We start from the raw sequence: 1,267 nt of genomic DNA, 5'->3' as shown, positions 1-1,267 counted from the left end.
GGCAAATTCATATGGTGGTTGCAACGCTCTGATAGATGGAGCGTTTCATGGTCAAGTTGTTTGCCCCGAACACCCGCACGGAGTTTGTTGATCTGGTGTGTGGTGGGGTGTCGATTGTTGCTGCTTCACGGCGAGTCGGAGCTGCCCATCCAACTGGCCTGAGGTGGTGGGCGCAGTCTGGTCACATGATGACTGTGAGCATGGGGTTCGTTGGTGGTCTTGCAGATCCGGCTCCGTCGGTGGAGGGCCCTGGCCGGGCCTTGGGTCTGGCGGAGCGGGGGATGATCCAGATGGGTCTACGCAACGGATTGAGTTACGCCAGGATCGGTGCGTTGATCGGTCGGGACAAGTCCGTGGTGTGGCGGGAAGTGAAGCGAAACATCAGTGCGGACGGGGTGTATTACGCCTCTGTGGCCCATACGAAGGCGCACCAGAGTCGGAGGCGGCCCAAGGTGCTAAAGCTCCTTGAGAACGAGGCACTGTGCCGGCTGATCGAGGTGTGGATGGATGACGGGTGGAGTCCAAAGCTGATCTCGGAGATGTTGGTGTTCCACTTCCCCGACGAGGAGACTATGCAGGTGAGTCACGAAACGATCTACCGCGCCCTGTATGTCCAAACCCGCGGTTCCCTGCGGGCAGACTTGGCAGAAAAGCTCAGCATGAAGAGGAAGCAGCGTGTTCCACACACGGCGGACAGGACCAAGAACAGCCCCTACAAGGAGGCGTTCAAGATCAGTGAACGTCCTGCCGAAGTTCAGGACCGGGCCGTGCCCGGGCACTGGGAAGGGGATTTGATCATCGGCTCCGGCGGGACCGCGATCGGCACGTTGGTGGAGCGTTCAACGAGGTTTACGATCCTGCTCCACCTTCCCGGTGACCACAGTGCTGAGACCGTCGCTGAGGCGATGATCCGGGAGATGGGCCACCTCCCGGATCATCTGCGCCGCTCGATCACCTGGGACCGGGGTACGGAGCTGGCCCACTACGGCCGGATTCAAACAGCGCTCGAGACCACGCTCTACTTCTGTGACCCCCACTCGCCGTGGCAGCGAGGAACGAATGAGAATACCAACCGGCTGCTGAGGTTCTGGTTCGAGAAAGGCACGGATCTCTCAACCCACACGCCGGAAGATCTCCGGCAGGTGGCGGCGAAACTCAACCGCCGGCCCCGCCCGACCCTCAACCTTGAGACGCCTGCCAACCGACTCAACCAGCTGCTGCAAACAGCAGCATAACCCCCGCGTTGCTACGACCACTTGACTTTGCC

The 1,267-nt window shown here is 60.6% G+C and carries 1 protein-coding gene; it reads left to right on the top strand.

From position 1 onward, the window contains the following. The first annotated feature begins 47 nt into the window (after positions 1 to 47). Positions 48 to 1,235 carry an IS30 family transposase gene (locus ACP7B9_RS17180; protein WP_425865189.1) on the top strand — a complete coding sequence of 396 codons (1,188 nt, stop codon included), beginning with the start codon at positions 48 to 50 and terminating at the stop codon, positions 1,233 to 1,235. Positions 1,236 to 1,267: the final 32 nt, after the last annotated feature.

The sequence above is a fragment of the Arthrobacter sp. TWP1-1 genome (assembly GCF_049897845.1).
GTDB lineage: Bacteria > Actinomycetota > Actinomycetes > Actinomycetales > Micrococcaceae > Specibacter.
Note: the sequence above shows the minus strand (reverse complement) of the source record. Positions and strands in the feature narration are given on the sequence as shown.

What these genes read in the sequence shown, in the direction of transcription:
- ACP7B9_RS17180 (WP_425865189.1), top strand. Translation starts at nt 48, where the DNA reads ATGGTCAAGTTGTTTGCCCCGAACACCCGCACGGAGTTTGTTGATCTG.